This window comes from Gemmatimonadota bacterium, from assembly GCA_009835325.1.
In the GTDB taxonomy this organism is placed as follows: domain Bacteria; phylum JAAXHH01; class JAAXHH01; order JAAXHH01; family JAAXHH01; genus JAAXHH01.
This window is the reverse complement of sequence record VXWP01000035.1, coordinates 21,757-43,341: the sequence shown is the minus strand read 5'-3', so window position 1 is coordinate 43,341 and position 21,585 is coordinate 21,757. Positions and strand designations below refer to the sequence as shown.

Annotated in this window: 22 protein-coding genes; 21 read left to right on the top strand and 1 reads right to left on the bottom strand. The window is 65.6% G+C overall.

The window, feature by feature from the left end; all coding sequences use genetic code 11:
- Nucleotides 1–45: 45 nt before the first annotated feature.
- The 8 genes from F4Z81_04090 (at nucleotide 46) to pheA (ending at nucleotide 7,511) form a co-directional block, all read left to right on the top strand.
- The gene (locus F4Z81_04090) at nucleotides 46–1,683 is read left to right on the top strand and encodes a 3-dehydroquinate synthase (GenBank protein MXW04234.1); all 1,638 of its coding nucleotides are present in this window, start codon (nucleotides 46–48) and stop codon (nucleotides 1,681–1,683) included.
- Between the two features lie 64 nt (nucleotides 1,684–1,747).
- Complete coding sequence (aroQ, locus tag F4Z81_04085; protein MXW04233.1) at nucleotides 1,748–2,197, top strand: type II 3-dehydroquinate dehydratase; 450 nt, start codon at nucleotides 1,748–1,750, stop codon at nucleotides 2,195–2,197.
- A 5-nt stretch (nucleotides 2,198–2,202) separates the two neighbouring features.
- The gene (gene trpB, locus F4Z81_04080) at nucleotides 2,203–3,411 is read left to right on the top strand and encodes a tryptophan synthase subunit beta (GenBank protein ID MXW04232.1); all 1,209 of its coding nucleotides are present in this window, start codon (nucleotides 2,203–2,205) and stop codon (nucleotides 3,409–3,411) included.
- Complete coding sequence (locus tag F4Z81_04075; GenBank protein ID MXW04231.1) at nucleotides 3,408–4,229, top strand: tryptophan synthase subunit alpha; 822 nt, start codon at nucleotides 3,408–3,410, stop codon at nucleotides 4,227–4,229. The genes trpB and F4Z81_04075 overlap by 4 nt, the downstream gene beginning before the upstream one ends.
- Nucleotides 4,230–4,413: 184 nt before the next feature.
- Nucleotides 4,414–4,782 (top strand): chorismate mutase, encoded by a 369-nt coding sequence (gene aroH, locus F4Z81_04070; GenBank protein ID MXW04230.1) that lies wholly within the window; start codon nucleotides 4,414–4,416, stop codon nucleotides 4,780–4,782.
- A gap of 1 nt (nucleotide 4,783) precedes the next feature.
- Nucleotides 4,784–5,800, top strand: a complete 1,017-nt coding sequence (gene aroF, locus F4Z81_04065; protein MXW04229.1) for a 3-deoxy-7-phosphoheptulonate synthase — start codon at nucleotides 4,784–4,786, stop codon at nucleotides 5,798–5,800.
- A gap of 8 nt (nucleotides 5,801–5,808) precedes the next feature.
- On the top strand, nucleotides 5,809–6,672 hold the full coding sequence (locus F4Z81_04060; GenBank protein ID MXW04228.1) for a prephenate dehydrogenase: 864 nt from the start codon (nucleotides 5,809–5,811) through the stop codon (nucleotides 6,670–6,672).
- 47 nt (nucleotides 6,673–6,719) lie between these two features.
- Nucleotides 6,720–7,511 carry a prephenate dehydratase gene (gene pheA / locus F4Z81_04055; protein MXW04227.1) on the top strand — a complete coding sequence of 264 codons (792 nt, stop codon included), beginning with the start codon at nucleotides 6,720–6,722 and terminating at the stop codon, nucleotides 7,509–7,511.
- Between the two features lie 85 nt (nucleotides 7,512–7,596).
- On the opposite strand, the gene F4Z81_04050 is transcribed toward pheA, so the two are convergent.
- Nucleotides 7,597–9,390 carry a fibronectin-binding domain-containing protein gene (locus F4Z81_04050; GenBank protein ID MXW04226.1) on the bottom strand — a complete coding sequence of 598 codons (1,794 nt, stop codon included), beginning with the start codon at nucleotides 9,388–9,390 and terminating at the stop codon, nucleotides 7,597–7,599.
- Nucleotides 9,391–9,681: 291 nt separating this feature from the next.
- On the opposite strand from F4Z81_04050, the gene F4Z81_04045 reads away from it, so the two are divergent.
- From F4Z81_04045 to F4Z81_03985, 13 genes are all read left to right on the top strand, one after another.
- Nucleotides 9,682–10,560, top strand: coding sequence for a YicC family protein (locus F4Z81_04045; GenBank protein ID MXW04225.1), 879 nt, complete (start codon nucleotides 9,682–9,684; stop codon nucleotides 10,558–10,560).
- Entirely contained in the window at nucleotides 10,481–11,176 is a 696-nt protein-coding gene (locus F4Z81_04040) for a guanylate kinase (protein ID MXW04224.1), read from the top strand. Before F4Z81_04045 ends, F4Z81_04040 begins: the two co-directional genes overlap by 80 nt.
- On the top strand, nucleotides 11,173–11,415 hold the full coding sequence (locus F4Z81_04035) for a hypothetical protein (GenBank protein ID MXW04223.1): 243 nt from the start codon (nucleotides 11,173–11,175) through the stop codon (nucleotides 11,413–11,415). The genes F4Z81_04040 and F4Z81_04035 overlap by 4 nt, the downstream gene beginning before the upstream one ends.
- A gap of 14 nt (nucleotides 11,416–11,429) precedes the next feature.
- Entirely contained in the window at nucleotides 11,430–12,647 is a 1,218-nt protein-coding gene (gene coaBC, locus F4Z81_04030) for a bifunctional phosphopantothenoylcysteine decarboxylase/phosphopantothenate--cysteine ligase CoaBC (GenBank protein ID MXW04222.1), read from the top strand.
- Nucleotides 12,644–13,555: a uracil-DNA glycosylase gene (locus F4Z81_04025; protein ID MXW04221.1), complete on the top strand. Its 912-nt coding sequence runs from the start codon at nucleotides 12,644–12,646 to the stop codon at nucleotides 13,553–13,555. The genes coaBC and F4Z81_04025 overlap by 4 nt, the downstream gene beginning before the upstream one ends.
- On the top strand, nucleotides 13,552–14,913 hold the full coding sequence (dnaB, locus tag F4Z81_04020) for a replicative DNA helicase (GenBank protein MXW04220.1): 1,362 nt from the start codon (nucleotides 13,552–13,554) through the stop codon (nucleotides 14,911–14,913). The genes F4Z81_04025 and dnaB overlap by 4 nt, the downstream gene beginning before the upstream one ends.
- A 33-nt stretch (nucleotides 14,914–14,946) precedes the next feature.
- Complete coding sequence (locus F4Z81_04015) at nucleotides 14,947–15,693, top strand: ABC transporter ATP-binding protein (protein MXW04219.1); 747 nt, start codon at nucleotides 14,947–14,949, stop codon at nucleotides 15,691–15,693.
- A gap of 39 nt (nucleotides 15,694–15,732) precedes the next feature.
- Nucleotides 15,733–16,890 (top strand): tRNA guanosine(34) transglycosylase Tgt, encoded by a 1,158-nt coding sequence (tgt, locus tag F4Z81_04010; protein ID MXW04218.1) that lies wholly within the window; start codon nucleotides 15,733–15,735, stop codon nucleotides 16,888–16,890.
- A 17-nt stretch (nucleotides 16,891–16,907) separates the two neighbouring features.
- Nucleotides 16,908–17,222, top strand: a complete 315-nt coding sequence (gene yajC, locus F4Z81_04005) for a preprotein translocase subunit YajC (protein MXW04217.1) — start codon at nucleotides 16,908–16,910, stop codon at nucleotides 17,220–17,222.
- 8 nt (nucleotides 17,223–17,230) lie between these two features.
- Nucleotides 17,231–17,785 (top strand): peptide deformylase, encoded by a 555-nt coding sequence (def, locus tag F4Z81_04000; GenBank protein MXW04216.1) that lies wholly within the window; start codon nucleotides 17,231–17,233, stop codon nucleotides 17,783–17,785.
- Between the two features lies 1 nt (nucleotide 17,786).
- A complete protein-coding gene (locus F4Z81_03995; protein MXW04215.1) occupies nucleotides 17,787–18,728 on the top strand; it encodes a methionyl-tRNA formyltransferase in 942 nt (313 codons plus the stop codon).
- Between the two features lie 61 nt (nucleotides 18,729–18,789).
- Nucleotides 18,790–20,193: a 16S rRNA (cytosine(967)-C(5))-methyltransferase RsmB gene (gene rsmB, locus F4Z81_03990; protein ID MXW04214.1), complete on the top strand. Its 1,404-nt coding sequence runs from the start codon at nucleotides 18,790–18,792 to the stop codon at nucleotides 20,191–20,193.
- Between the two features lie 50 nt (nucleotides 20,194–20,243).
- Nucleotides 20,244–21,581 (top strand): signal recognition particle protein, encoded by a 1,338-nt coding sequence (locus tag F4Z81_03985; GenBank protein ID MXW04213.1) that lies wholly within the window; start codon nucleotides 20,244–20,246, stop codon nucleotides 21,579–21,581.
- The last annotated feature ends 4 nt before the right edge of the window (nucleotides 21,582–21,585 follow it).

The window sequence follows — 21,585 nt, the reverse complement described above, 5'->3', positions numbered from 1 at the left end:
GCGCAACTACCTGGGCTACATGGACCAGCTGGCGCGTTACTAGCGATGGAAACGGCAAGGACAACAGGCGGACGGGAAGTGGCTGAACGTGGAAAACAGCAATCCGGCGGCATCGTCCTGATCGGCTTCATGGGCACGGGCAAGACGGCGGTGGGCTGGCGACTCGCGCGCGCCCTGGGCGTACCCTTCGTGGACACCGACGCGCTGATCGAGAAGAAGGCCGCGGCGCGTATCCCCGAAATCTTCGAGCAGCGGGGGGAGACCGGTTTCCGGACGATCGAGAAAGCGGTCATCCGGGGTCTCGCCGACGGGGTGCGCAGGGTGGTCGCCACCGGTGGCGGCGCGGTGCTCGATCCGGACAACTTCGCCGTGCTGCGGTCGCTGGGTCCGGTCATTCACCTGAAGGCGCCGGCAGAGACGGTCCTGGCGCGTACGCGCGGCGATTCAGGGACCAGGCCGCTCCTGGCCGGGGTAGACCCGCTGGAACGGATCCGGTCGCTCCAGCGCGAACGCGCGCCGGTCTACGGACGGGCGGACCACGAAATCGACACGTCGCGGCATACGATCGAGGAAGCGGTGGAGATGGTCAAGACCCTGGTAGAAAGTACAGAACGCGTGATCCGGGTGGACCTCGGTCCCGACAGCTATGACATCGTGATCGGGCCCGATGTGCTCGACCGGCTGGGATCCCGGTTGAAATCCTTCGATCTGACCGGTCGCGCGCTGGTCGTGACCCATCCGGGCATCGCGGAACGCTACGGAGGCCGGACGACGGACTCGCTGCGGTCGGCCGGGTTCGAACCTGACCTGGTCGAAGTACCGGACGGCGAGGCGCAGAAGTCGCTTCCCTGGGCCGAAAAGCTCTATGACGCCATGCTGGCCCACCGGATGGACCGCCGATCCCCCGTCATCGCGCTGGGCGGCGGGGTCATCGGAGACCTGGCCGGTTTCGCCGCGGCCACCTTCCTGCGCGGCGTCCCGTTCATCCAGGTCCCCACCTCGCTCCTGGCCCAGGTGGACGCCAGCGTGGGGGGCAAGGTGGCCGTGGACCACCGCCGCGGAAAGAACCTGATCGGCGCGTTCTACCAGCCCCTGCTCGTGCTGGCCAGCCTGGATACGCTCGAGAGCCTGCCGGACCGGGAACTGCGCGCGGGCATGGCGGAAGTGATCAAGTATGGCGTCATTGCAGACCCCGGCCTGTTCGCCTATATTGAGGGGCGCCTGGACGATATACTGAAGCGCGACCGCGGCGTGCTGGCGCACCTCGTGGCGCGGTCCTGCGAGATCAAGGCGGAAGTGGTCGCCGGCGACGAGCGCGAACAGGGACGGCGGGCCATACTCAACTTCGGCCATACCATGGGCCACGCCATCGAGACGCAGACGGGCATGCTGCACGGCGAGGCCGTGGCCATCGGCATGGTCTACGCCGCCCGGGTCGCGGAGCGCATGGACATGCTGGACGGCGAAAGCGTCCGGCGGCTGATCGAACTGGTGCGGCGCACGGGGCTGCCCCACCGCTGCGACGGGCTGGACGTCCCGGCGACGATCGAGACCATGGAGTTCGACAAGAAGTCGGTGGGAGGCCGCCCGCGTTTCATTCTGCCGAACCGCATCGGCGAAGTGGCCGTCCGCGACGACGTGCCCGCCGAATACATCCGGTCCGTCCTCGCGACGGGGAACTAGAAGGGCGGCGCATCGGCGGCGCATCGGTGGCGCATCGGCGCACCGGCGTCGGATCGGCGAAACCATGATGAAAATACTCGTGTTGCACGGCCCTAACCTGAACATGCTGGGCGTCCGGGAACCAGAAGTCTACGGTACGGACACGCTGGAGGACATCAACCGGTCCCTCGAGACAGCCGCGGCGGGACGGGGGATCGAGATGCGCATCCGCCAGTCCAACCACGAGGGTGTGCTGGTGGACGAGATCCAGCAGGCCCTCGGCTGGGCCGACGGCATCCTGATCAATCCCGGCGCCTACACCCACACGAGCATCGCCCTGCGCGACGCCATCGTCGCCGTGGGCCTGCCCGTCGTGGAAGTCCACCTGTCGGACATACACGCCCGGGAGAAGTTCCGGCATCATTCCTATATCGAGTCCGTGGCGCTCAGGCAGATCTGCGGACACGGAAGCGACAGCTACCGGCTGGGCCTGGAGGCCCTGATTGACCACCTCGGGAACGGGAGCGAAGGATGACGGCAATCACGCAGCCCGACCAGCGCGGACACTTCGGCATATTCGGCGGCCGTTACGTTCCGGAGACGTTGATGACGGCCCTGGACGAGCTGCTCGAAGTGTACGAGGCGGCGAAAAGGGACCCGGACTTCGAGGAGGAGTTCCGTTACTACCTCCGGGACTACGTGGGCCGTCCGTCCCCCCTCTACTACGCGGAGCGGCTGACGCGGGCCCTGGGCGGAGCGCGGATCTATCTCAAGCGGGAGGACCTGAACCACACGGGCGCCCACAAGATCAACAACACCATCGGCCAGATCCTGCTTACCCGGCGCATGAAGAAACCACGGGTCATCGCGGAGACCGGGGCGGGCCAGCACGGCGTGGCCACGGCCACCGTGGCCGCCCGCTTCGGCCTGGAATGCGACGTCTACATGGGTTCCGAGGATATGGCCCGCCAGGCGCTGAACGTCTTCCGCATGCGTCTGATGGGCAGCCGGGTCATCGCCGTCGACGCGGGCAGCCGCACGCTGAAGGACGCGCTGAACGAGGCCCTGCGCGACTGGGCGACCAACGTCCGCCATACCCATTACATCATCGGGTCGGTGGCGGGCCCCCATCCCTTTCCCATGATGGTGCGTGATTTCCAGTCGGTCATCGGCCGGGAAGCGCGGGAGCAGGTCCTGGAGAAAGAAGGACGGCTCCCCGACGTGCTCGTCGCCTGCGTGGGGGGCGGCAGCAACGCCATCGGGCTCTTCCATCCCTTCCTGGGCGACGGCGTCCGCCTGGTCGGCGTGGAAGGCGCGGGACACGGGCTGGATACGGGGATGCACGCGGCCACGCTGGGCCTGGGCACGCCGGGTGTGCTGCACGGCGCCATGAGTTATACCGGCCAGGACGCGAACGGCCAGATCCAGGTGGCCCATTCCATCTCCGCGGGACTCGACTATCCCGGCGTGGGACCCGAGCACAGCTACCTGAAGGACTCCGGCCGAGCGGAGTACGTGAGCGTGACCGACGACGAGGCGCTGGAGGCCTTCGAGCTGCTCTCCAGGGTCGAAGGCATCATTCCGGCGCTCGAAAGCGCCCATGCCATTGCCCATATCGCCCGGATCGCCCCGGAAATGGACCGGGAGGAGGTCATCGTCGCCGGGCTGTCGGGCCGCGGGGACAAGGACGTCGAGCAGGTGGACGGGTTATTGGCCCGGAACGGTGAGCGCACAGGAGACGCTGAATGAACCGGATCGAAGAGACCTTCGAATCGCTGAAGTCCGCGGGCCGCAAGGCGCTGATCCCCTATGTCATGGCGGGGGACCCGGACCTGGAAACCACGGCCGCGCTGGTCGTTGAACTGGACCGACGTGGGGCCGACCTGGTGGAGCTGGGCGTGCCCTTCTCCGATCCCATCGCCGATGGCCCCACGATCCAGCGCGCCGCGCTTCGGGCGCTGACCGGGGGCACGACCCTGCGGTCCATCGTCGAGACGGTCGCTTCCATCCGGGAACATACCGGCATACCGGTGGTTCTGATGACCTACTACAACCCGGTGCTCGCGTACGGGATCGGGGACTTCTGCCGGGATGCCGCCCGTGCGGGGGTGGACGGGCTGATCGTGCCCGATCTCCCGCCGGAGGAAGGGACCGATCTGTCCGACGCCTGCCTCCGGCACGGCCTCACCGTCGTCTTCCTGGTGGCGCCCACGAGCACTTCGGCACGGATCGAACTGGTGAACCGCCATACCACGGGATTCGTCTACTGCGTCTCCCTGACGGGCGTCACGGGCGCGCGGGGGGAACTGGCGGAAGGGGTGGACGCGTTCATGGCACAGGTGCGGTCCCACACGGACCGGCCCCTCGGGCTGGGATTCGGCATCTCGTCGCCGGATCAGGCCGGCGAGGCCGCACGTCTGGCCGACGGGGTCATCGTGGGCAGCGCCATCATCAATGTGATGGAAGCGCACGCCGGCGAGCAGGACATGCTCCGGTCCGTGGGCGAATACGTAGCTTCTCTGAGGGCAGGCATGGACCGGGATACGCCGGTGGCCGTGCAGGGGTAGTATCGCGAGTGGGGCCGGGTAGGCGCCCGTACGCATGGAGCATTGCAATGATACAGGTTTCACGTCGAAAGGGAGATGCGTGTGGGCGTCCACGAGACCGGTCAGGTCTTTGCGGCGCCCACGTATTCACCTCCCCTTTCATGCTTTGATCGGGTAATATCCAGCGTTCACTGTCCCTGGAGGGATCATGGTCCGAGGCATTCGCGGCGCGATAACCGTTGAATCGAACGATTCCGAAGCCATTTGTGAGGCATCGCGTCGGTTGCTTACAACAATAGTCGAACGAAACCGCATCGAACTGGAACACATCATCAGCGTGTTTTTTTCGTCGACGAAAGATCTCGACGCGCAGACACCCGCCTACGGCGTGCGCCAGATGGGGTGGACCGCGATCCCCCTGTTCTGCACGCAGGAGATGGAGGTCCCCGGGAGTCTTCCCGGGTGCGTACGGGTGCTGGTTCATGTAAATACGGAAAAATCTCAGGATGAAATACGGCATGTCTACCTGGACGGCGCCGTCGTGCTCCGGCCGGACATTGCCGAGGGAGGCTGAAATGGTGGTTGTGATGAAACTTTCTGCAACGGAAGACGAGAAGGAGCACGTCCGGGAGACGATCCGGGCCTTCGGCTGTAAACCACGGGACATCCAGGGCGACGAGATGTCCATCATCTGCGTGATCGGCAATACCCTGAGCCTTTCGCCCGAACAGTTCGAGATCCTGGACGGGGTGGACCGCGTTCAGCGCATCCAGCGGCCCTACAAGCTGGTAAGCCGGGAGGTGCAGCCGCACAAGACCCGTTTCAAGGTGGGCGACGTGACGATCGGCGGGGACGGCATCGCCATTATCGCCGGTCCCTGTTCCGTCGAATCCTACGACCAGTTCCTGGAGGCGGCACAACACGCCCGGGCGGCCGGCGCCCACATCATCCGCGGTGGCGCCTTCAAGCCGAGAACTTCCCCCTACAGTTTCCAGGGACTCGGCGAGGAGGGCCTGAAGATCATGGCCCGGGTCAGCGAGGAAACGGGCCTGCCGACCATCTCGGAAGTGATGGAGCCCGAGATGGAACCCATGGTCTCCGAATACGTGGACATGCTGCAGATCGGCGCCCGGAACATGCAGAACTATCCGCTGCTGAACGTAGCGGGACGGAGCAGCAAGCCCGTCATGCTCAAGCGGGGCATGTCCGCCACGCTCGAGGAGATGCTCCTGGCGGCAGAGTACATCCTGGCGGCGGGTAACCACAACGTCGTCCTGTGTGAAAGGGGTATCCGGACCTTCGAGACCTGGACCCGGAACACGCTCGACATCTCCGCCGTGCCCGTGCTGCAGAAATACACCCATCTGCCCGTGTTCATCGACCCGAGCCACGGGACCGGCAACGCCGATTTCGTGGGACCGGCCGCCCGGGCGGCCGTGGCGGTGGGCGCCGACGGTCTTATGATCGAGATGCATCCGACGCCGGAACGCGCGTTGTCCGACGGGGACCAGTCCCTGACTCCGGAAGCGCTGACCTCCCTGATCCCGGAACTGCAGGCGGTCGCGACGGCCGTCAACCGTACCATCGGCTGAGCTTGCCTATGCGCATCACCATTATCGGCGTGGGGCTGCTGGGTGGTTCCTTCGGCATGGCGGTCCGGAAGGCGGGGGCGGCGGAACGCGTCGCGGGCGTCGACCTGGACCGGGCCGTGCTGGACCGGGCCCAGGAGCGCGGCGCCATCGACGTGGGATACCTGGAAACGGCCGAAGGGGTGGAAGGGGCCGACCTGGTCGTCCTCGCCACACCCGTGCGGTCCATCCTGGACATGTTGCCCGGCCTCGCGCCGCTGCTCGGTAGAGAGACCATCCTCCTGGACCTGGGCAGCACCAAGGAGGCCATCGTTTGCGCCGTCGCCAGCCAGGCTGGCATCAGGCGGTACGTCGGCGGACACCCCATGGCGGGTACGGAGCACACCGGCATCGATCACGCCGATGACGGGCTGTTTCAGGACGCGACGTTCGCCCTGGTTCCGCCCACCAAGGTGGATGAAGACGCCCTCGACCTGCTCAAGGACCTGGTCCGCCGGATCGGGGCGCGTCCCGCCGTCATTCCCGCCGAGCGCCACGACCGGATCGTCTCGGTCACCAGCCACCTGCCCTACCTGCTGTCCGTGGTGCTGGCGCTCGCCGCGGAGAAGACGGCACGCGAGGAAGAACGCCTGGGCGAGTTCGCCGCGTCGGGATTCCGGGACACGACCCGCCTGGCCGCGTCCACCGTGCAGGTGATGGCCGACATCTGCCTGACCAACGGGCGGCCCCTGCTGCGCGGCATCGAGGACGCCAGGCGGTTGCTCGACGACCTGGCGGCGCAGATCGAGGAGGGGCGCGAATCGGAACTGGTGGAGACGCTGACGAAGGCGAAGGAAAGCAGGGCCGCGTTGCTGGGTGAAAGGAGGACCGATTGAAGAAGTTCAGGACCGGCTTCCAGGGCGAGCTGGGAGCCTTCAGCGAGATGGCCGTGCTCGCCTATTTCGGAGATGCGGCCGAACCGGTTCCCCACGGATGGTTCGACGACGTGTTCCGCGCCGTGGACGAGGGCAGTTGCGACTACGGCATGCTGCCGATCGAGAATACCCTGGCGGGCAGCATCCACGTCAATTACGATTTGATGCAGGAGCACGACCTGCAGATCGTGGGTGAAATCGTGCTCCGCATCGTCCACAACCTGATGGCGAAACCGGGCGTCCGGCCGGAGGAACTCCGCCGGGTCCAGTCCCATCCCAAGGCGCTCGAACAGTGCGTCCGTTTCTTCCGGGAGCATCCGTCGATGAAACCCGAAACCGTGTACGATACCGGCGGCGCGGCCAAGATGCTCGGTGAGAGCGAAGGGCGGGATATCGGCGTGATTGCGAGCACGCGGGCCGCGGAGCGGTACGGGCTGGAGATCCTGGAGCGCGGGATCGAAGACAACCCCCAGAACTATACGCGGTTTTTGGTCCTGGGCAGAGCGCCCGAACCATCGGAGGGCGAACGCATGAAGACCTCCATCGTGTTCTCGGTTCCCCACGAACCCGGCATGCTGTTCAAGGCCATGAGCGTCTTCGCGCTGCGGGACATCTCCATCAACAAGATCGAATCGCGGCCCCTGGTCGGATCTCCCTGGGAGTACCTGTTCTACCTGGATTTCGAGGGGCACGCCGAGAGCCTGCTCTGCAGCCGGGCGCTCAACCACCTCCGGGAGATCGCGGCCAACTTCAAGCTGCTGGGTTCCTACGCCGAAGGCCGCATCGTGGACCGGGTCTGAACCGAACGCATTCACCTCGGCCGGACGCGCCTGGCGGAATGTGTCCAGCTCGGTCGGGCGCCCTAGTCGGATCGCGTCAACCCCGTCAGGCCGTCCCCGGCGTGTCGGCCTGGCGGAGTGCCAGTCCGGGTTCGACGAAGAGCGTTTTTTCGCGGGTGAACACGACCTGTCCGGGGCTGCCGTTTTTCATTTTCCGTACGTAACGGCGCTCCGTGTAGTCCACCGGCACCGTGGTGGATCCCCGGCCCTTGCTGTACCAGGCCGCCAGGCAGGCCGCTTCGTGGAGGGTCTTCCTGCTCGGCATCTGGGTCTTGTCCTCCCGCCGCAGGATCACGTGGGAACCGCCGAGGTTCCGCGCGTGCAGCCAGATGTCGTCCGGCGCCGCCGATTTCGTCAGCGCTTCGTTCTCCCGGCTGTTGCGGCCGACGAGCAGCAGGTGTCCACTGGAGGTGAGGTACCTCCTCGGATGGATGTCCTGCCCGGCCTTCTTGCGCGGCCGTTTCGAAGCGCCGGTTTTCGAAGTGCCGGTTTCGCGGGGTGCCTTGACCAGATCCAGCCTGATGCAGGCCCGGTGGGCTTTCTCCAGCCTTTCTTCGTCGTCACCGCAACCGAGCTTCTCGCGGATGCCCGTGACTTCCTCCAGGCGTTTTCGTGCCCGGGCGATGCGTTGGGCCACCGCCTTCCGGCCGTCCCGGGCCTTTCGGGCCTGCCGGAAGTACCACCGGGCGTTCTCCGCCGGCGACAGGTTGGGCTTCATGGGAATGGAGACTACCTCCCGGTCACCGCTGAAGTAGTCTTCGACCTGGGCTTCCGTCGACCCCGCTTTCAGCCGGGCCAGGTGAGAGGTGATCAGCTCGCCGTACCGGCGGTATTCTTCTTCCTGCTCCACGTGAACCAGATCCTTTCCCAGGTTCTCCGTCAGGCGTTCCAGGCGCCGGATCTCATCGCGCAGGGCGCGCTGTACCTTCTGCAACCGCTGCTTGAACGCTTCTTCGGCCATCCGTTCTTCGTAGAAACGTTCCACGGCGACGCTGGCGGATTCGTGGCGTTCTACCTGCGCCGCGGGCAGAGAATGGACCGGGACCGCGGAAAGGACGCGGGCCCGGCCGTCCTGCGATCTCCCGATGCAGGGTGTCCAGTCCCGTGCCCTCACGCGGCGGACAAGCTCCTCCAGGCTATGCCAGATCCGGACGACGCGGTCCTCACCGTCCGTGTCCGCAAGACCACCCGTCGCGTCCGACAGGCCCGCCCGGGCCAGGACCTCCTGGGCCATATCCCTGGACAGTCCCGCGAAGGTGGCGGTCAAATGCCGCGCCAGTTCCTCGGGCGTCGCCAACGTCTCCAGGCGGTCCGTCCCGGCCAGCAGTTCGCGCGTGGCTTCGTCGAGCGGTGTTTTCTTCATCGGCGGCGGGAACGTGTAGGTCTCGCCGGGGACCAGTTCCCTTTCCGTGCCCCGGATGCGCCTGAGGGTCTCCAGGATAACGCGGTCCGGATCGGAAAGGAAGACCATGATCCCCCGGTTCCCGATGAGTTCTGCGATCAGGCGGTACCGGCCCGGTCCCGGCGAGGACCGGCCCCTGCAATGGAGTTGCACCACCCGTTCGAAGGGTGCCACGTCGACCTTCTCCAGCACGCCAGGAACGAGATGGTCCCGCAGCGCGGCGAGCAGCGCGGACGAGGCCGCGCCCTTCTTCGCGGCATCCGACAGATGTACCCGGGAGAAACTCGGCTGCACGGAAAGCGACAGCACGCGCCTGCCCGTGCTCGTCTTCAGGACGAGACCGATTTCCATGGGTGCGTGCTGCTCGACGGCCACAATACGCGACCCTTCCAGCTCCCTGCTTTCGTCTTTCACGGCCTGTAACACCAGGGCGTCCATGCCTGCTCCATCCTGATTCCGGTTCCGGTGCGATCTCGATACGATGACGTTCCGCGGCGTCGGAGCCGCCGCGTCCCGCCTTTTTCATAATATAACGGGACCGGTTGCATCAAGGGTCATGAATCTTCTTTTCGACGTGTCCGGGGCGTGTCCGGAGCGTGTCTGGAGCGTGCCCGGATGGGGAAGGAACGCCGCCGGACGGCCGCCAATATGTTATTGACAAATCGCCGTTTAGCGTGTATTTTCATGTTTCTTGGAAACAGGCGGTAACTGCGGATTCAGGGGCTTTGAATGATATGCAGCATGACTGGATACGGCGCCGGGGAATCCGACCTCGCCGGCGTCCGCACCGTCGTCGAACTGCGTTCGGTTAACGGCCGGTTCTGCGACATCGCGGTAAGGCTGCCGAAGTCTCTGGGTTCGCTGGAGGGCCGCGTGCGCGCGTACGTGCAGGACCACGTGACGCGGGGCAACGTTTCCGTGTCCGTCCGGTGCGACGACGGCGATTCAAGCGCCCACGGGATACGGATCGACGCGGAGGCCGGAAGGAAGTACTGCGACGCGCTGAGGCAGCTCAAGGACGAGCTCGGCGTATCGGGCGAGGTCTCCCTCGAAATGGTCGCGGCCTACCCGGGCCTGGTGTCGCCGGAAGCCGACGAAGTCGACCCGGCCGAGCGCTGGAAGGGTATCGAGGCCGCCCTGGAGCGCGCGCTTGTCGCCTTCACGGACATGAAGCGAAACGAGGGAAAGGCGCTCGAAGCGGACCTGCGCGGCAGGATCGAAGCCATACTGGCCTTGCTGCGTTCGATCGAGGACCGGTCGCCGGGCCGCGTGGCCGAGTTCCGGGAACGCCTGCGCCATCGGATCGAGGGCCTGCTCGACGACGGACCGGTCGACCCGCAGCGCATGGCCATGGAGATCACTCTGTTTGCGGAGCGGAGCGACGTGACCGAGGAATGCGTCCGCCTGAACGCCCATTGCGGTGCCTTCCTGGAAGCGCTGGGGGACGACGGGAGTCCGGGCAGGCGCCTCAACTTCCTCATCCAGGAAATGAACCGGGAGATCAACACCATCGGATCCAAGAGCAACGATACGGAAATCAGCCATTCCGTCATCCAGGCCAAGGAAGAGTTGGAGAAGGTCCGCGAACAGGTGCAGAACATTGAGTGATTCCGTCGCGCCCGGTAGCGCGGAGGCAAAGGGGTTCTGCCTGGTCCTCTCCGCACCGTCGGGCACGGGAAAGACCACGATCGGCGAGTTGCTTACGACCGGAGACCCGACCATCGTCCGGTCCGTATCCATGACGACCCGAAAGAAGCGGCCGAACGAGCGGGACGGGATCGATTACCGGTTTGTCAGCGCGGACGAATTCAAGGAGAAGATACGGCAGGGCGCCTTTCTCGAATGGGCGGAAGTTTATGACGGCGTGCTGTACGGCACCCCACGGGACGCCGTCGAGCGCGTCATCCGGTCCGGGGGCGTGGCCCTGCTGGTCATCGATGTCCAGGGTGGAGGAGCCGTCAAGGCCATATTCCCGGAGGCCGTTCTCGTCTTCCTGATTCCGCCTTCCCTGGACAGCCTGTCGCGGCGGTTGAAACAGCGCGGCCTGGAAACGGACGATCAGATCCGCAAGCGGTTGGATAAGGCGCGCACCGAGATGAAGTACCTGCCCGCGTATGACTACGGGGTCGACAATGAAGATGGCAAGCAGCAGTCCACCGTTGACGCCATTAGGGGGATCATAGCCACCGAACGGCGTCGCATCAGCCGATGGGAGCAGCCATGAACGCCACGAAAAACACACAGTACATTTCCCAGGAGCGCATGAGGGACGTCGCCGATAACATCTACGAGGCCGTCATGGTTACGGCCATGGAGGCACGGAGAATCAACCTCCACAACAAGATGCTGGGCACGCAGGACGACCGCGCCGAGAAAGTGACGACCCAGGCGCTGGACCGGTTGCTCGGTGACGAGTTGAACTACGACTACCAGCCGGCCGAGGAAGACGAGGCCGTGGAGTAAGGCAGGAGCTTTCGATGTCCAGGTTGAAAGGACGCCGGATCGTCCTCGGCGTGACCGGCAGTATATCGGCCTACAAGGCGGCCGAAGTAGTCCGCGGACTCGTCCGGGAACAGGCAGACGTCCGGGTGGTGATGACCCGTGAAGCCGGCGCGTTCGTCGGTGCCGTAACCTTTAGCGCGCTGACCGCCCATCCCGTGGCCGTCGAGCAGTTTCCCGAAACCGGGATGGCCGGTGAAGAACACGTCGATCTCGCGGTCTGGGCCGATACGGTGGCCATCGCGCCCGCCACGGCCAATATCATCGGCAAGATGGCGAACGGGCTGGGGGACGACCTGCTCTCCACCGTGATGCTGGCCTGCGAGGCGCCCTGCTGCCTGGCGCCGGCCATGAATTTCCGCATGTGGAGAAACGAAGCCGTCCAGTCGAATCTCGACCGCCTCAGGAGTCGGGGCGTGCACGTCATCGAACCGGAATTCGGCCTGCTGGCCAACGGCGAAGAGGGGGACGGGAGGCTGGCGGCGCCGGAACAGATCGTGGAAGCGGTCGCCATCCTTGCCGATCCCGATCATGACCTGGCCGGATGCAACGTACTGGTGAGCGCCGGCCCCACGGCGGAGGACATCGATCCCGTCCGGTGCGTAACGAACCGCTCCAGCGGAAAGATGGGTTACGCCCTCGCAAGGGCCGCGGCCCGGCGAGGCGCATCGGTCACCCTCGTAGCGGGACCCACGCACCTCCAGGATCCTTACGGGGTCGCCGTGGAACACGTCCGGACCGCCGGTGAAATGCGCGAAGCCGTCCTGGCCAACCGTGAAGGCCAGCATGCCGTGATCATGGCTGCGGCCGTGGCGGATTACCGGCCGGGCGTCCAGGCCCCCCGGAAGACGAAAAAGACGGAGGAACGTCTTACGCTGGAAATGACGCGGACCACCGATATCCTCGCGGAAGTGGCCGCCGACCGGCCGCCCGTGCTGATCGGCTTTGCCGCGGAGACCCATGACGGTCTCGACTACGCGCGCCGGAAGCGGGCGGACAAGGACCTGGACCTGGTGGTCTACAACGACCTCACCGCCGAGGGCGCCGGGTTCGAGACGGATACCAACATCGTCACCCTGATACACCGCGACGGCCGCGAGGAATCCCTGCCCCTGCAATCCAAGTCCGACGTGGCGGACCGCGTCATGGACGAAGTCGCCGCCCTGCTGAGAAACCGGGAAGTCGTTCCCGCATGAAAACGCAAGCGTCGCTGTCCGACCTGATACGCCAGACCGTCGAGGCCGTGAGGCAGGAAGAAGAGCAGGGACTCGAATCGCTCTACCTGCCGGAAGGCCTGGACGGGGCGCTTCCGCTGCCGGAGCGGAGGCGGCGCGAACGGCCCGAAGGTCCCGGCCAATCCGATCGGCCCGGTCAACCTGCCGGGGCAGGCCAACCTGCCGGGACCGGGCGGGCGGCCCATTCGGACCATTCGGCCCAGTCGGCCCAGTCGGACCATTCGGCCCATTCGGCCCAGTCGGCCCAGTCGGACCAGTCGGCCCAGCCGGCCCGGGCAACGTCCCTCGAGGCCCTGTATGCGAAATACCATCGCTGCACGGCCTGCGCGCTGGGATTCAAGCGTAAGCACTTCGTATTCGGTTCCGGGAACGAGCACGCCGACGTGATGTTCGTGGGCGAAGCGCCCGGCGCCAAGGAAGACGAACAGGGCCAACCCTTCGTGGGCCAGGCGGGTAAGCTGCTGACCCGTATCCTGAACGCCATCGATTTCACCCGGGACGAGGTGTATATCACCAACATCCTGAAATGCCGGCCGCCGAACAACCGCGACCCGATGCCCGAAGAGATCGACGCGTGCGACGCCATCCTGAAGGAGCAGATCCGGCTCGTCCGGCCCCGGCTGATCTGCACCCTCGGCCGCGTCGCGGCCCAGGCCCTGCTCAAGCAGAACAGTTCGATTCGAGCGCTGCGGGGCAGGTTCCACGACTATCACGGCATCAAATTGCTGGTGACGTACCACCCTTCCGGCCTGTTGCGCAATTCGGCCTACAAAAGGCCGACCTGGGAAGACGTGCAACTGTTGCGGAAGGAATACGACCGCATCGTGCAATCCGATGCGCAGGCGACCCCGGGAGATGAGGTCTCATGAACAGCCAGAGCGACGGAGCGGAACGACTTCCGCCGCAGGCCGTGGAGGCGGAGGCGGCGGTCCTGGGCGCCATGCTGCTGGAACAGGACGCCATATCGATCGCCCTCGAGATCCTCGACGATACCGCGTTCTACCGTGATGCGCACCGCAAGATCTTCAGTGCCATTATTGCCCTGTACGACCGGAACGAACCCACCGACGTAATCACCCTGAGCGAAGAACTTGAGAAGCGGCACGAGCTGCCCGCCGTGGGGGGATCCTTCTACCTGGTCGGCCTGACGGAGGGCGTTTCGACGGCGGCCAACGTGGAATACCACGCCCGGATCGTGCACGAGAAATCCCAGGGACGCAAGCTGATCAACGTGGCGACCCAGATCGTCTCCCGGGCCTATGAATCGTCGGAAGACACCGCGGAACTGCTGGACGACGCCGAGCGGATGGTGTTCTCCCTGTCCCAGCGCGACGCCCGCCGAGGTTTCACCCAGCTCAATCCCATTCTGCACGACACCTTCGAGAACATCGAAAAGCTCCACGAGCAGGACACCACCGTGACCGGCGTCCCCACGGGCTTTACCCGGCTGGACGAGATGACCGCCGGTTTCCAGCGCGGAGACCTGGTTATCATCGCGGCCCGTCCGGCCATGGGGAAGACGGCCCTCTGCCTGAACATCATCCGCCATGTCGCGGTGGAGGCCGGGGTCGGCGTCGGCCTGTTCAGCCTCGAGATGACCAGCCACCAGCTGGCCCAGCGGATGCTGTGCAGCGAAGCCCGGGTGGATTCCCACCTGATGCGCACCGGCCGGCTGCCGGGAGACGCGTGGTCGAACCTGAGCATCGCGGTGGGGGCCCTAGCCACCGCGCCGGTATACATCGACGAGACCCCGGCGTTGTCGGTCACCGAAATGCGTTCCCGGGCGCGCAGGCTGATGTCCGAGCATGACGACATCGGCCTGCTGGCCGTCGACTACATGCAGCTTATGCGGGGCCCGAGCGACGCGGAGAACAGGCAACAGGAGATCTCCGCCATCTCCCGGAACCTGAAGGCCCTGGCCAAGGAGCTGGACGTTCCGATCGTCGCGCTGTCGCAGCTTTCGAGGGCGGTGGAGATCCGCGGCGGGGACGGCCGGCCGCAGCTGTCGGACTTAAGGGAATCGGGCGCGATCGAGCAGGACGCCGACGTGGTGCTGTTCATCTACCGGCCCGCCCGATACGCTGAAGACGAGGAACAGGACCAGAACCAGGCGGAAATCATCATCGGCAAGCAGCGCAACGGTCCCGTCGGAACGGTGGACCTGGTCTTCGTGGACCGTTTCGCCCGTTTCGAGAACCCGGATCTCTATCACGAAGACCCGGGCTGACCGTTCTTCCCGCGTTACGTTCTCTACCCGCTCATGATCGAAATCGTACACCTGAGAAAAGCCTTCGGGAAACCGGTGCTGAAGGACGTCAACCTGACCATCGAGTCCGGGGAGACTATGGTCATCATCGGCCGGAGCGGATGCGGCAAGAGCGTGCTGCTCAAGCACATCACGGGATTGCTGCATCCGGATGGCGGAACGCTGCTGGTGGACGGCAGGGACGTGACCAGGCTGTACGGCCCTGAACTGGACGAAATCCGCAAGCGCTTCGGTTTCCTGTTCCAGGGCGGCGCCCTATTCGATTCCATGACCGTGGGCGAGAACGTGGGGATCGCCCTGAAGGTACACACCGACCGGACCGAGGCGGAGATCGGCGAACGGGTCCGGACCTGCCTCCAGATGGTCGGCCTGTCCGACGTGGAGGAACAGAAGCCGGCGGAGCTTTCGGGCGGCATGCGCAAGAGAGTGGGACTCGCCAGGGCGATCGCCATGAATCCGGAGTACATTCTCTACGACGAGCCCACCACGGGCCTGGATCCCATCATGGCGGACATCATCAACGACCTGATCCTGGATATGAACCAGCGGCTGTCGGTGACGGCGATCGCGGTGACCCACGACATGATCAGCGCGTACAAGATCGCGGACCGCATCGCCATGCTCCACGACGGGGTGATTCACATGGTGGGGACCCCGGACGAGATCCGGAACTGCGACGACGCGCTGGTGCAGCAGTTCATCCTGGGCCGCGGCGAGGGCCCCATCAAATCGTTGGAATAGTCATGGATCATTCGACAGGAGGACCGCGGGTCCCGCGTTATGGCTTCGCTGGACTTTAACCTGCTCGCCCGGGACCTGGCTTCGAACGCGCGGGCCGGCCGCATGAATACCCCCCACGGCGAAATCCGCACGCCGGTGTTCATGCCCGTGGGGACCCAGGCGACGGTGAAGACGCTGACGCCGGAGGAACTCGAAGCCGCCGGCGCGCAGATCATACTCGGCAACACCTACCACCTGTTTCTCCGGCCAGGACATGCATTGATCCGGGAGATGGGCGGGCTGCACGGCTTTATGAACTGGCGGCGGCCCCTGTTGACCGACAGCGGGGGCTACCAGGTGTTCAGCCTCTCGGACCTCAAGTCCATCCAGGAAGAGGGGGTGACCTTCCAATCGCACATCGACGGCTCGCGGCACCTGTTCACGCCGGAGTCCGTCATGGAAATCGAGACCGCCCTCGGCGCCGATATCATCGCGCCCCTCGACGAGTGTCCGCCCTATCCCTGCGACTACGGTTACGCGAAGGATTCCGCCGCGCTGACGCTGCGATGGGCCGAGCGGTCACGGAAGCGTTTCGACGAACTGGAGGGAGAGAGGGCGCATCCCCAGGCGCTGTTCGGCATCGTGCAGGGAAGCGTCTACGAAGACCTCCGGGTCGACTGCGCGCGGTCGCTGGTCGACCGGGGATTCGACGCCTACGCCATCGGAGGGATGTCGATCGGGGAGCCGAAGCCGGCCATGGCGGCCCTGATCGACGCCACCGTCGAACACCTGCCGGAAGACCGGCCCCGTTACCTGATGGGCGCCGGGACGCCGGAAGACCTCGTCGACGCCGTGGGACGAGGGATCGACATGTTCGACTGCGTCATTCCCACCCGCGAGGGCCGGAACGGCGCGCTTTACACGCGCTCCGGACGCATCAATATCTACAACGCCCGCTTCAGGGCCGACGCCGGACCGATCGATGCATCCTGTTCCTGTTATGCCTGCCGGACCTTCAGCCGTTCGTACGTCCGGCACCTTTACCGCGCGGGAGAAATACTGGGTCCGAGAATGGGGACCCTGCACAACATCCACTTTTACGTCGGCCTGGTCTCCGAGATGGGAGAAGCCATCCTGGAAGGCCGTTTCGGCCCGTGGAGCAGGTCGTTTCTGACCGCGTATCGCAGTGAGACCGCAAGAAAGGAGCAACCCCAGTGATTCAAGATGCCTTTGCCATGGGCCCCGGCGGCGGCGGAGACGCTTCCGGACCGGGTTTCCTGATCTCCATGATCCCCATCCTGTTGATGTTCGCGATCATCTACCTGTTGCTGATCCGTCCCCAGCAGAAGCGTCAGCGGGAACACCAGGCCATGCTGGACGCCCTGCAGAACGGGGACAAGGTGGTGACGCAGGGCGGGATCATCGGCGTCGTTACCGGACTGAAGGCGGACACGGTCACGGTGCGCATCGCCGACGACGTCCGGATCGACCTGCAACGCAGCGCCATTTCCCGTTTGATCAGCAGCAAGAAGGGAAGCAAGGAAGAATAGGAAAAGCCATGGCGGTCAGACCCATACGCATATACGGCGACCCGGTGCTCCGCGAGAAGGCGCGCCCGGTGGGGGATGCGACCGCGGCGCTGCGTCTCCTCGCCGAGGACCTGGTCGACACCATGTTCGACGCGGAGGGCATCGGGCTCGCGGCTCCCCAGGTCGGCGAGACCGTCCGCATGTACGTGGTGAACCTCGGGGCGATCGGACCGGAACTCTTCCTGGACCGCCGGGGGCCGGCCCTGGAGGGCGAACCGGAACACCTGGTGCTGGTGAACCCGCGCGTCGTCAAGCGGGAAGGCGCGCAGACGGGCGACGAGGGATGCCTGAGTTTTCCCGATCTGTTCGAGAAGGTGACCCGGCCCGAGGTCGTGCGCGTCGAGGCAACGGACCTGGACGGGCGCCCCTTCGAGATCGAGGGCAGCGGACTGCTTGCGCGGGTCCTGGTCCACGAGTACGACCACCTGGAAGGCGTCCTGTTCATCGATCACCTCAGCAAGCTCCGCCAGCAGTTCATCCGCGGTAAACTGAGGAAGCTCAAGGAGAGCGGTCAGGCGGTCTGATATGCGCGTGGTCTACATGGGTACGCCCGCCTTCGCGGTGCCGAGTCTCGAGGCGCTGATCGGCCGGCCGGAACACGAGGTGGCCGGTATTGTCACCGGCCCCGACCGGCCGAAGGGACGGGGACTGAAGACCGCGCATTCCCCGGTGAAGGAAGCCGCCCTGCGGCACGGCATTCCCGTCTGGCAGCCGGAGAAGCTTCGCGACCCGGGTTTCCTGGACGCCCTTCGGTCCCTGGAAGCCGGTCTGTTCGTGGTCGTGGCCTTCCGCATCCTGCCTGACGAACTGCTGGCGATACCCCCGGCCGGCACGATCAACCTGCATCCTTCCCTCCTGCCCCGGTACCGCGGCGCGGCGCCCATCCAGTGGGCGGTGATGAACGGGGACGAGGTTACGGGCGTCACCACGTTCCTGGTCGAAAGGCGGGTGGACACGGGCGACATTCTCTGCCAGGAGACCGTGCCGATCGGGCCGGAAGAAACGGCCGGCGAACTGCACGACCGCCTGTCCCGCACCGGCGCGGACTTGCTCCTGCGCACGGTGGATCGGGTGGCGGACGGCCGCATAACGCCGCGGGCGCAGCAGGGCGAAGCGACGCCCGCACCGAGGATCTCCCGGGAGGACGGCCGCCTGGACTGGCAGCTGCCGGCCCGCGTAATACACAACAGGATACGGGGCCTGAACCCGGTTCCCATGGCCTTCACCACCTGGCGCGGCCAGCGCCTCCGGATCATTTCGAGTCAGCCTGTCCCTCTGGAAGGGGAAGGCGGCAGGCTGCCCGGAGAGATCGTCTCCGCCGACGAACGCCGGGGCGTCAGCGTGCAGACCGGAGAAGGCGGATTGAGACTGGACCGGGTGCAGCCCGAGGGCCGGAGCCGGATCGAAGCCGCGGAATTCGTGAGAGGATACCGTCCGGCGGCGGGCGACCTTCTCGGCGGACCCTAGCGCCTGCCGTCTGCGTTCGAGCACGGCCGCTTGGCCCGGTCCTGAGCACGGAACCCCGACCATGGTTCGACTTCACCACGACACACCGGCCGAGGCCGGAGAGAACGCGCCTTCGATGCGCGGTAACGCCCTTCCGGTGCGCGAGATCGCGTTGAAGGCGCTATACCGCGCGGAAACGCGAGACGTGCTGCCGCGGGACGCCCTCAATGCCCTATTCCGGCGAAACACCTACTCGGCCCGGGACCGGGCCTTCGCGACCGAACTGGTGTACGGCACCATCCGCTGGCGACGCCGCCTGGACTGGACGCTCGCCCGGCTGTTGCGCGGCAAACCGGAGTCGCTCACGCCGTGGATACGCCTGATCCTCCACATGGGCCTTTACCAGTTGATGATGATGGACCAGGTCCCCTCCGCCGCCGCCACCCATGAATCCGTGCAACTCGCCAAGCGATACGGGCACGAGGGCACCGTCCGCCTGACCAACGCGGTCCTGAGGACGGCCATCCGTCAGCGGGAACGGCTGTCGCGGCCGCCGCGCGGGGGAGACCCCGTCACGGATCTCGGCGTCACCCATTCCTATCCCGATTGGCTGGCGAAGCGGTGGATCGACCGGTATGGCATGGAATCTGCCGCCGCCATCATGGAGGCCGGGAACCGGCCGCCGTCCCTGTCCGTCCGGGTCAACACGGCGAGGTCCACGCCGCAAGACCTCGCCGAATCACTGGCGCCGAAAGGCATCCAGGTCGAACCGGGTCGGTGGCTTGATGATTTCCTGATTATCCGGCACGCGGGCGACCTGCACGGGCTGTCCGCCCACGAGGCGGGCCTGTTCCAGGTACAGGACGAAAGCGCGGGTCTCGCGGTGAGGCTTTTGGGCCCGCAGGCGGGTGAGACCGTTGTCGATTTATGTTGCGCTCCGGGCGGAAAAACAACATATATTGCGCAAATTGTTGGCGCGGGCGGAAAGGTGATCGCCTGCGATTCGTCACCGCATCGACTCCGCCGCGTGGAGGAACACCGGCAGCGAATGGGGTTGGGGCAGGTGCGTCTTGTCGTCATGGACGGCCGGTCGCCCGGCCTGGATTTCAAGGCCGACCGGGTCCTGGTGGATGCGCCCTGTTCCGGGCTCGGCACCATCGCGCGCCGGCCGGATCTGCGGTGGCGGAGAACGGCGGAGGACATCGGCCGGCTCCGCGGCGAACAACTGGCGTTGTTGGAGAAAGGCGCCGGCATGGTGAAGCCGGGCGGCGTCCTGGTGTACAGCACATGCACCATCGAGCCTGAAGAGAACGAGGACGTCGTGGCCGCGTTTTGCAGCAGGCATCCCGGTTTCAGGCCGGACAGCCCCGGCGGCTGGCCGGCGGAACTGGCCGGGGTCATGGACGGCGCGGGCCGGATCGCCACGCTTCCGCCGGTACACGGCGTGGACGGGAGTTTCGCGGCACGGCTGAGGAATACCGGCTGACCGTATTGGGCGGCCAGCCCGGCAAATGACGGCTGACCGCACTGGAGCGCATCTTGTTTGAAGAACTGACCGGCCGCATGGAAGGCATCGTCCGGAATCTCCGCGGCCAGGGCAAGCTTACGGAAAAGAACATCGACGACAGCCTCAGGCAGGTGCGCCGCGCCCTGCTGGAAGCCGATGTGAATTTCAAGGTTGCCCGGACCTTCATCGACTCGGTCAAGGTTAAGGCCCTGGGGCAGGGCGTGCTCAGGAACCTGTCCCCGGGGCAGCAGATGGTGGGGATCGTCCACCAGGAACTGATCTCCCTGATGGGCGAGGAGGCCGTCGACGTCGCCATCGCGGAATCGCCCCCGACCATCGTCATGCTGGCCGGCCTGCAGGGGTCCGGCAAGACGACGGCCACGGGGAAGCTGGCCCACCACTTCATCGGTGCGGGCCACCGGCCCATACTGGCCGCGGCGGACGTCTACCGGCCCGCGGCGGTGAAGCAGCTGCAGGTACTCGGCGAACAGCTGGACGTGCCGGTCGTGGCCCTCGGTGAGGGCAGGTCTCCCCTGGCCATCTGCAGGGTCGCCGTGGACCGCGCAGGCCGGGAGGACCGTGACGTCGTCATCCTGGACACGGCGGGACGGCTGCACGTCGACGAAGAGATGATGGAAGAACTCCGCGGGATCCGCGAGGCGGTCCATCCCCACGAAATCCTGCTCGTGGTGGACGGGATGACGGGACAGGACGCGGTCAACGTGGCCGAGGCCTTCGACCGGGACCTCGACATCGACGGCTGTATCCTGACGAAGATGGACGGGGACGCCCGCGGCGGCGCGGCGCTGTCCATACGGCAGATCACCCGGAAACCCATCAAGTTCGTGGGCGTCGGCGAGAAACTGGACGCCCTGGAGGTGTTCCATCCCGAACGGATGGCGTCCCGGATCCTGGGGATGGGTGACGTGGTCTCCCTGGTCGAGCGCGCGCAGGCCGCCATCGACGTGGAGGAAGCGCGCAAGCTCGAAACGAAACTGCGCAAGCAGACCTTCGACCTCGAGGATTTCCGGTCGCAGCTTCAGCAGCTGGGTAAAATGGGTTCCATGCAGGAACTGGTCGAGATGATGCCAGGCATAAACAAGAAGGCGATGAAGGATTTGGACATGGATGAGAAAGCGCTCGTTCGCATGGACGCCATTCTGAGTTCCATGACCAGACACGAAAGGGCGCGCCCCGTGGTCATCAACGGCAGCAGGCGCCGGCGGATCGCGCGGGGAAGCGGCACGAGCGTACAGGAGGTGAACCAGTTACTGAAACAGTACAACATGATGCAGAAGATGATGAAGCAGTTAAACCGGCCGGGCGCCCTCGAGCGGCTCGGCCAGAGTATGTTGCCTTTCAGGTAGCTTA